This window comes from Amycolatopsis sp. NPDC104863, assembly GCF_055582965.1.
Window position 1 is genome coordinate 1115773 of record NZ_JBVJOW010000002.1, and the last position, 7697, is coordinate 1123469.

Genomic DNA, 7697 nt, shown 5'->3' on the forward strand with positions numbered 1-7697 from the left:
GGGTGATGAGTTGCCCACGTCAACGGAGCGCGAGCGCGGCCGGCAGCGTGAAGCCGCCGTCCGCCGTCTCGCCGAATTCGTGCACGCCGACCACGGCGGCGTGCGGTATCGGGCCGTACACGTGGGGGAACCAGATCCCGGCCGGGTGCGGCGGCTCGCCGTCTTCCCAGCGGACCGGCGCCCCGACCTTCGCCGGGTCGATCTCGAGCAGGACCAGATCGGTCCGCCCCCGGTAGAGCGCGTTGGCCGGCAGGTGCGCCGTGCCGAAGTCGGAACAGTGGATGAACCCGGCTTCCCCCAGCGACGGCGGCCGGTACTCGCCGTCTTCGCCCACTCCGGCCCAGTCGGCCGCCCCGCAGATGTGAAGTATCACGCGAAGAATGGTCCCACCGGCGCGAGCCGGCGGCGGTGTCTCGTGCGCCACAAAAGCCCTGGTTGAACGCTCATCGAGGCGGTCACCGACCACCGGTTCGGACCGGTAGTCCGGCGCTTGTTGACGCGGCGTGGCTGGTGCTCGCGGTCGGCGGCGGGCCGAGGTCAGCGCAGGGTGAGCTGACGGCCGATGAGACCGTCGCGAGCACGGCGCTCGGCGGCGTTCAGGGGCTCGGTGTCGAGGGACTTGAACGCCGTGTCGAGGCGGGCGCCGAGTGCGTCCTTCGCGTCGGCCCATTCGCGGGCGTGGGCCTCGGGGTCGAGGTCCCACACCGGCACCAGCAGGCCGTGCGCACGGAACGAGCCCGCGTAGCGCGAGCCTTCGCCGAGGCCCAGCTCGCCGGCCGCGGACAGCCTGGCCAGGGCCTGGAGCAGCAGGTTCTCCGGCTCCGGACGGACCCAGCGCAGGTGCGCCTTCTCCCCCGCGAGGACCCAGTAGGCGCCCGAGCCGAGACGTTCGGTCGGCATGATGGCGGCGTTCGCGCGCTCGAGGGAGACCGCGACGTCACCGGTGGCGTCCGCGTCCTCGGGCAGCCACCACGCGAAGTCGGTGTGCAGCGTGACGTCGAGCTCGGCGCCCGGGGTCAGCAGGTCCTGGAGGCGCGCGTGCTCGTCGGCGGCCGGCGGGGTCGTGGTGTCCGGCACGCCGAGGACGTCGCCCTCCTTGGCGTCCAGCAGCCACTTCAGCGAGCGGCCGAGGTCGCGGCTGATGTCGGAGGAGCGGGTCTGCACCTGCAGGCCGAGGTACCGCTCGCCGTCCGAGCGGACGAAGGCGGCCGCCGCCATCGGCAGCACGGTGCCGAGGGTGACGTCACCGCCGTCGGCGAGGGTCAGCTTGGCCGTCGCGGACGGCACGAACTCGCGCAGCGCGATCAGCTCGGGCTCCGCCGCCAGTCCCTCGAACGGCTGGCCGACGAAGACGTCGCGCACCTTCGGCTTGCGGTCCGACGCCTGCTTGGGACCCTTCTTGCGCGCGCCCTTGCCCACTGCTGCCTCCTCTGGCTCGGCTTGAGACGCTATCGAAGGGTTAGTCTCGCGACGTGTTCGACCCCCGCGATCCCGAGTTCCTCGAAGACCCGTACCCGGCGTTCGCCGCCCTGCGCGCACAAGGCGACGTCCATTTCCACGACAAGCTCGGCATGACCGTGGCGGTTTCGCACGCCGCGTCGTCCGCTGTGCTGCGCCACCGCGGGCTCGGCCGGATCTGGCAGGACGCCGAGCCGCTCGAACGCTTCGCCTCGTTCAACCTCCTTCACCGGAACTCCCTGTTGGAGAACGAGCCGCCGGCCCACACCCGCCTCCGGCGCGTGATCGCGGGCGCGTTCGGCCGCGGCCACGTCCAGCGGCTGCGTCCGATGGTCGCGACGCTCGCCACCCGCATGGTCGACGACCTGGCCGCGGCCATCACCGCCGACGGCAGCGCGGACCTGCTCGAGCACCTCGCCCAGCCGCTGCCGGTCGCGGTGATCGCCGAGCTGCTCGGCGTGCCGGGATCCGACGGGCCCCGCATGGTGGAGTTGTCAAACAGCATCGTGAAGATGTACGAGTTCGACCTGCCCGAGGACGGCCGCGACGCCGCCGAGCGGGCCGCCGAGGAGTTCGTCGCCTACATCCGGACGGTGGCGGCTTCCCGCGCCGAGTCCCCCGGCGACGACATCATCAGCGACCTCCTCCGCAGCGAGCTGACACCGGACGAGCTGGTGGCGACCGCAGTGCTGCTGCTGATGGCCGGCCACGAGGCGACCGTCAACGTGCTCGGCAACGGCATCACCGCGCTCCTCACGCACCGGGACCAGTGGGAGCGCCTGCTGGCGTCCCCCGAGCTGCTCGACTCATGCGTCGAGGAGCTCATCCGGTTCGACGCGCCCCTGCAGCTGTTCGAGCGGACGGCCACCGAGGACGTGACGATCGGCGACTACGTCGTCTCCCGCGGGCAGAAGATCGGGGCGCTGCTGGGTGCCGCGGCTCGAGACCCGAAGGTGTTCGAGTCGCCGGACCGGCTCGACATCGGACGGACGCCGAACGCTCACTTGGGGTTCGGGCTTGGGATTCACTACTGCGTTGGTGCTCCTCTCGCTCGGGTGGAGATCGCTGCGGCGTTGAGCGCTTTGGCGGTGAAACTGCCGGGGCTGCGTCTGGTGGAGGCTCCGCGGCGACGGCCGGAGTTCGTGATCCGCGGGTTGCGGGAACTCCGGGTAACGGTCTGACACGCTGGGCGCCTGGTTCGGCGTGATCCGGGACGGATCTCGCGTGGCTGGACGCCGATCCCGCGTGATTGAGAGCGGAACTCGCGGATTGCTGCCGGGGCTGCGCCTCGCGGAGGCTCCGCGGCGACGACCGGAGTTCGTGATCCGCGGGTTGCGGGAGCTCCGGGTCACCGTCTGACGCATTGGCGCCTGGCTCGGCGTGATCCGAGGCGGATCTCGCGTGATTGGGTGCCGATCTCGCGTGACTGAACGCGGAACTCATGGATTGCCGCCGGGACTGCGCCTGGCGGAGACCCCGCGGCCACGGCCGGAGTTCGTCATCCGCGGGTCGCGGGAGCTCCGGGTCACCGTCTGACCTGCCAGGTGCCCGGCTCGGCGTGACGCGGAGCGGACCTCGCGTGACGGCCGGGGGTCGTGATTCGCGGGTTGCGGGAACTCCGGGTCGCCGCCTGACGCGCCGGGTGCCTGGCTCGGCGTGATCCGGGGCGGATCTCGCGTGACTGGACGCCGAACTCGCGTGATTGAAGGCGGGACTCATGGGGTTACTCCGGTGAACAGGTCGTCTTCCGGGTTGGGGCCGGGGGTGGGGTGGGCCAGGTGGTAGTCCTCGTAGGGCCAGACCTTTCGCTCGATTTCGCGGGAGTGGGTGAAGAACGGGCCGGTGGGATCTATCTGGGTCGCGTGGGCCAGGAGGGCGCGGTCGCGGGTGCTGAAGTGGGCTTCGCAGCGGATCCTCGTGGTGACGGTGAGCTTGTCCTCCTTCGGGAGTTCGTCCAGGACCGCGCCCATCGATGACTTCAGGCCGGCTGCGAGCGTTGCGCTGTGGAGGGCCTGGAACCAGGCGCGGCTCAGGACTGCTTGGTAGTACAGCTTTTGGGCCTGCCACGGCTCGCCGGCGCCCGGGTAGCGGGTGGGGTCCGCCGCCGCGGTGAAGGCTTCGTGGGTTACCTCGTGGGTGCGGATGTGGTCCGGGTGGGGATAACCGCCCGTCTCGTCGTATGTGATCACGACCTGCGGGCGGAACTCCCGGATCAGCGCGACCAGCGGCGCTGCCGCCTCTTCCAGCGGGATCGCTGCGAAGCATCCTTCGGGCAGTGGCTCGCCTTCGCCCGGCAGGCCGGAGTCGACCAGGCCGAGGAAACGCTGGCGCACACCGAGGATTTCGGCAGCGGCCGCCATCTCTCGACGGCGGACCGCGGGCAGGTCTTCGCGGGTCTTCTCCGTGTCGAGCGCCGGGTTGAGGATGTCGCCGCGTTCACCGCCGGTGCAGGTGGCGACGAGGACGTCGACCCCTTCGGCGGCGTAGCGGGCCAGGGTGGCCGCGCCCTTGCTGGACTCGTCGTCGGGGTGGGCGTGGACGCTCAGGAGGCGTCGGGTCATCGGGTTCTCCTTGGGGAAGGGCTAAGCGAGCCGGCTTCGGCGGGGAAACAGCGCCGCCGGGATCAGCGTCAGAGCGGACAGCGCCAGCGCCCACGTGAACGTGGTGCCGAAGGCTTTGGGGGCGGCCGACGCCGTCAGTTCGGTGTGGAGGATCGCGGCCAGCAGGGCCGTGCCGAGGGAGCCGCCGATGCGGTTGATCACGTTGAACGCGCTGGCCGCACGCGGGATCCTTGAGCGCTCCAGCGAGCCGTACAGCGTGGTCATGCCCGGGGTGGTCGCCGCGCCCAGGCCGGCGCCGCGGACCAGCAACGACAGCGTCAGCCAGACGCCGCTGGGCGCCGAACCCAGCTGGGTGAAGGCCACCGTTCCCAGCAACGACAGGGTGATGCCGGCCAGCATCATGGCGCGGGGGCCGAAGCGGGCCAGCAGGCGGCCGCCCGCGAGGAGGACCGCTGCCGATCCCACCGCTTGGGGCGCCAGCAGGAGCCCCGCCTGCAGCGCGCTCGCGTGCTCGACCTGCTCGTAGTACAGCGGTAGCAGCAACATCGAGCTGTACAGGGACGCGCCCAGCAAGAACGTGCTCATGCTCGACACCGTGAACCCCTTGTCGTGGAACAGCTTCAGGTCGAGCACCGGGAAACGCGCCCGGGAGGCGTGGACGCCGTACGCCAACAGCAGCACCGCTCCGGCCACCCATGCCACGGTGAGACCCTCGGCCAGGCCGTACACGAACGCCGCCAACCCCGGGGAGAGCAGCAGGATCCCGCGGACGTCCAGCGGCTCGCGAGTGCCGGACGGCGGCGGCGCCGGGAGGAGCCGCCGGGCGAAGACGAACGTCGCCACCCCCAGCGGGACGATCCCGAAGAACATCCAGCGCCAGCCGAAGTCCGCCACCAGGGCGCCGCCGAGCATCGGGCCCAGCACCGGGGCCACCGTGGCCGGGAGGGTGATCACGCCGATCATCCGGCCCAGCGCCGGGCCCGCCGCCTGCGCGAACACCGCCTGGCCGACCGGCTGCATCAGCCCGCCACCCAGGCCATGGAGCACCCGGAACACGATCAGCGCCGGCGCCGACCAGGCGAAACCGCACAGCAGCGTGCCCGCCGTGAAGATCGCCACCGCCGTCAGCCAGACCGCGCGGCCGCCGAACCGGTCGGCGAGCCAGCCGGACAACGGGATCGCCGCCGACGCCGCGAGCAGGTACGCGCTCGCCACCCACTGCACCGTCGGCAGCGTGCTGCCCAGGTCACGGGCGATCGAGTCGATCCCGACGGTGACGATCGTCGCGTCGAGGATCGACAGGACCGCGCCCATGATCAGGACCCCGCCGAGCCGCCACAACGCCGCGTCCGGACGTACAGCCGTTGTCATCTCCACCCCTGTTGGCTAGGTCGGACCTCAGATTAGGTCGAACCCAGTCGATGGGTCAAGCACAAACTTGGGTCCGACCCAGTAGAGTGACCGCATGAGCGAGGGACTCCGGGCCCAGAAGAAGCACGAGACCAGGAGGAACATCTCCGACGTCGCGACGGGCCTCTTCATCAGGAACGGCTTCGAAGACGTGACGATCGCGGACATCGCCACCGAGGCGCGGGTGGCCAAGATGACCGTGACGAACCACTTCCCGCGCAAGGAGGACCTGGTCTTCGACATCCGCGGGGACTTCACCTCTTGGCCGGCCACCCTGGTCCGCGACAGCGTCTTCCACGACACCCGCGAGCTCTACTTCGAAGCGCTGGGCGCCGAGCACGCGTTGGTCGGCTTCTCGGGACCCGGCTTCGTGCGGATGATCAAGGACAGCCCGATCCTGACGAACGCCCTGCACGAGATGCACCGCGAGCGCGAGGCCGCCCTCACGCACCTGCTGATCCGGCGCCACCCCGAAGAGGGGCTCTCACCGGTGCTCGCCGCCGCGCACCTCACGACCGTGCTGCGCGTGCTCTTCGAGGAGGTCTTCGACCGGACCATCGAGGACGAGAAGCAGATCTCCGACGCCGTGTGGCCCCTCGCGGAACTGGCCTTCGACCAGCTGGAACCGGTTTTCGGGAAGTACTAGCGGGCCGCGCCGGCCGGGCGTGCGGTGCGCAGCTCGGGCTCCGGCGCGTCCGCGACCTTCAGCACGCGCATCGACCGCACGGCCCGCGCGTCCGAAGGCGCCAGCAGCGCCGAGAACCGCCGGACGACCAGCGCCGTCACCACGGCCAGCGCGGCCGCGGAAAGGTCGGTCAGGGCGACCAGGATGACGCTGTCGGCCATCGACTGGACGTCTTCGCGGAAGCGCCAGACGATCGTCGCGCCGAGCAGGACCCAGTTCAGCAGCCAGGCGCCCCACCACACGACGACCTGGCGGGACGGCTTCGGGCGCATGTCACGCGGGCGGCCCAGCACCGCGTGCTCGAGCTCGCCGACGATCGACAGCGCCATCGGCAGGTTCGCCACCGGCACGAGAACGCCGACGAGCACCTGCCACACCGGCCGCGGCGGGGCGTCACCCGAGAGGTCCGACGCCGCCTGCCGGGTGACCAGCAGCCACCAGACCGACAGCCCGGCGGGCAGCAGCGCGAGGATCGAGGCCAGCAGGCCGGCGGTGAGCACGAACCCGTCGGAGAACGCCACGACCGAGCGGGTCAGCGCGGCGTCACGGCCCTGGACGAGCAGCACGTAACGCCAGATTTCCGCGCCGGCGGCGACCACGGAGAGCACGGCGAACCCGAAGAGAACACCGATCAGGCTCCGGCTGAGCACCGGGACGCGGTCGATGGGCCGGATTTCGTCGGACGCCGTGCCGGGCACCGACGTCGGACGGCGCCAGACCAGGTTCGGGAACCCCCAGCGCGGGGGCACGGGGTACGACGGCGGCCCGAAGTACCGCTCGGGCGGCACGACCCGGCGTCGCGGCCAGGCGCCCGGTGGCGGGGTCGCCACCCAGCGCAGCTTCGGCCGGTGGGCCTGACGGCGGTGGTACGGGTACGGCTCCGGCTGGGCGGCCAGCGTCCGGCCCTGCAGCTGCGGGGCGTTCGGCGGCGGCACCTGGCGCGGCCAGTACCCCGGGGGGTACTGCGGAGGCTGACCCGGCTGCAAGGCTAGATCACTTCGGGATCGATGCCGGGGTGCTCGCCGACCATCGGCCGGCCTTCGCGGTGCCACGCGCCCATGCCGCCGGCGACGTTCACCGCGTCCCAGCCGCTCTGGTTGAGCCAGGCGGTCGCCCGCGCGGACCGGCCGCCGCTGCGGCAGATCACGTGGATCGGCTGGTCGTCGGGCAGGTCGGTCAGCTCGCCGACGCGGACGGGCAGCTCTCCCATGGGGATGTGCACCGCGCCGGGCGCGTGCCCGGCGGCCCACTCGTCGTCTTCGCGGACGTCGAGCAGCACGAGGCCGTCCTTGGGCAGGTCGCGGACCTCGGCGGTCGGCAGTTCAGCAGGGCTCACCACGATCTCCATGCTGCCATGCCGGGGCGTTGCCCGCGCGTGAGGTGGACACGCGCGGGCGGAAAGAGGCATCACGCGTGATCCGGGAGGCATCACGCGTGATGGGAGGGGCATCACACGTGATTGAGGGGGCGACACGGCGCGGGGGGGGTCTTGGGGGGGGGGGAGGGGGAAGACCCGGGGAGGGGGGGGGGACTCCTTTTTGCCCTCCCCCGGTCGGGGGAGGGAACCCCCCCCCCCTTCCCCT

The 7697-nt window shown here is 71.5% G+C and carries 8 protein-coding genes; 2 read left to right on the forward strand and 6 right to left on the reverse strand.

Annotated features, from left to right (window positions below; genetic code table 11):
* Positions 1 to 19: 19 nt before the first annotated feature.
* Together ACZ63J_RS15070 and ACZ63J_RS15075 are read right to left on the reverse strand one after the other, a co-directional pair.
* Positions 20 to 373, reverse strand: coding sequence for a DUF952 domain-containing protein (locus tag ACZ63J_RS15070; protein WP_465341730.1), 354 nt, complete (start codon positions 371 to 373; stop codon positions 20 to 22).
* Between the two features lie 164 nt (positions 374 to 537).
* On the reverse strand, positions 538 to 1419 hold the full coding sequence (locus ACZ63J_RS15075) for a DUF5926 family protein (RefSeq protein WP_465306199.1): 882 nt from the start codon (positions 1417 to 1419) through the stop codon (positions 538 to 540).
* Between the two features lie 53 nt (positions 1420 to 1472).
* On the opposite strand from ACZ63J_RS15075, the gene ACZ63J_RS15080 reads away from it, so the two are divergent.
* The gene (locus ACZ63J_RS15080; protein ID WP_465400958.1) at positions 1473 to 2639 is read left to right on the forward strand and encodes a cytochrome P450; all 1167 of its coding nucleotides are present in this window, start codon (positions 1473 to 1475) and stop codon (positions 2637 to 2639) included.
* Between the two features lie 534 nt (positions 2640 to 3173).
* Here the strand turns inward: ACZ63J_RS15080 and mca are convergent.
* Positions 3174 to 4019 (reverse strand): mycothiol conjugate amidase Mca, encoded by an 846-nt coding sequence (mca, locus tag ACZ63J_RS15085; protein ID WP_465400959.1) that lies wholly within the window; start codon positions 4017 to 4019, stop codon positions 3174 to 3176.
* 21 nt (positions 4020 to 4040) lie between these two features.
* Positions 4041 to 5390 (reverse strand): DHA2 family efflux MFS transporter permease subunit, encoded by a 1350-nt coding sequence (locus ACZ63J_RS15090; RefSeq protein ID WP_465400960.1) that lies wholly within the window; start codon positions 5388 to 5390, stop codon positions 4041 to 4043.
* A gap of 94 nt (positions 5391 to 5484) precedes the next feature.
* Between ACZ63J_RS15090 and ACZ63J_RS15095 the strand changes: the two genes are divergently transcribed.
* Positions 5485 to 6075 (forward strand): TetR/AcrR family transcriptional regulator, encoded by a 591-nt coding sequence (locus tag ACZ63J_RS15095; RefSeq protein WP_465400961.1) that lies wholly within the window; start codon positions 5485 to 5487, stop codon positions 6073 to 6075.
* Here ACZ63J_RS15095 and ACZ63J_RS15100 read toward each other — a convergent pair.
* Positions 6072 to 7100: a DUF4328 domain-containing protein gene (locus ACZ63J_RS15100; protein WP_465400962.1), complete on the reverse strand. Its 1029-nt coding sequence runs from the start codon at positions 7098 to 7100 to the stop codon at positions 6072 to 6074. The two genes, ACZ63J_RS15095 and ACZ63J_RS15100, sit on opposite strands and share 4 nt — an antisense overlap.
* A 2-nt stretch (positions 7101 to 7102) precedes the next feature.
* Positions 7103 to 7462 carry a rhodanese-like domain-containing protein gene (locus tag ACZ63J_RS15105; RefSeq protein ID WP_465341737.1) on the reverse strand — a complete coding sequence of 120 codons (360 nt, stop codon included), beginning with the start codon at positions 7460 to 7462 and terminating at the stop codon, positions 7103 to 7105.
* Between the last annotated feature and the right edge of the window lie 235 nt (positions 7463 to 7697).

What these genes read in the sequence shown, in the direction of transcription:
- ACZ63J_RS15095 (WP_465400961.1), top strand. Translation starts at nt 5,485, where the DNA reads ATGAGCGAGGGACTCCGGGCCCAGAAGAAGCACGAGACCAGGAGGAAC.
- mca (WP_465400959.1), bottom strand. Translation starts at nt 4,019, where the DNA reads ATGACCCGACGCCTCCTGAGCGTCCACGCCCACCCCGACGACGAGTCC.
- ACZ63J_RS15090 (WP_465400960.1), bottom strand. Translation starts at nt 5,390, where the DNA reads ATGACAACGGCTGTACGTCCGGACGCGGCGTTGTGGCGGCTCGGCGGG.
- ACZ63J_RS15105 (WP_465341737.1), bottom strand. Translation starts at nt 7,462, where the DNA reads ATGGAGATCGTGGTGAGCCCTGCTGAACTGCCGACCGCCGAGGTCCGC.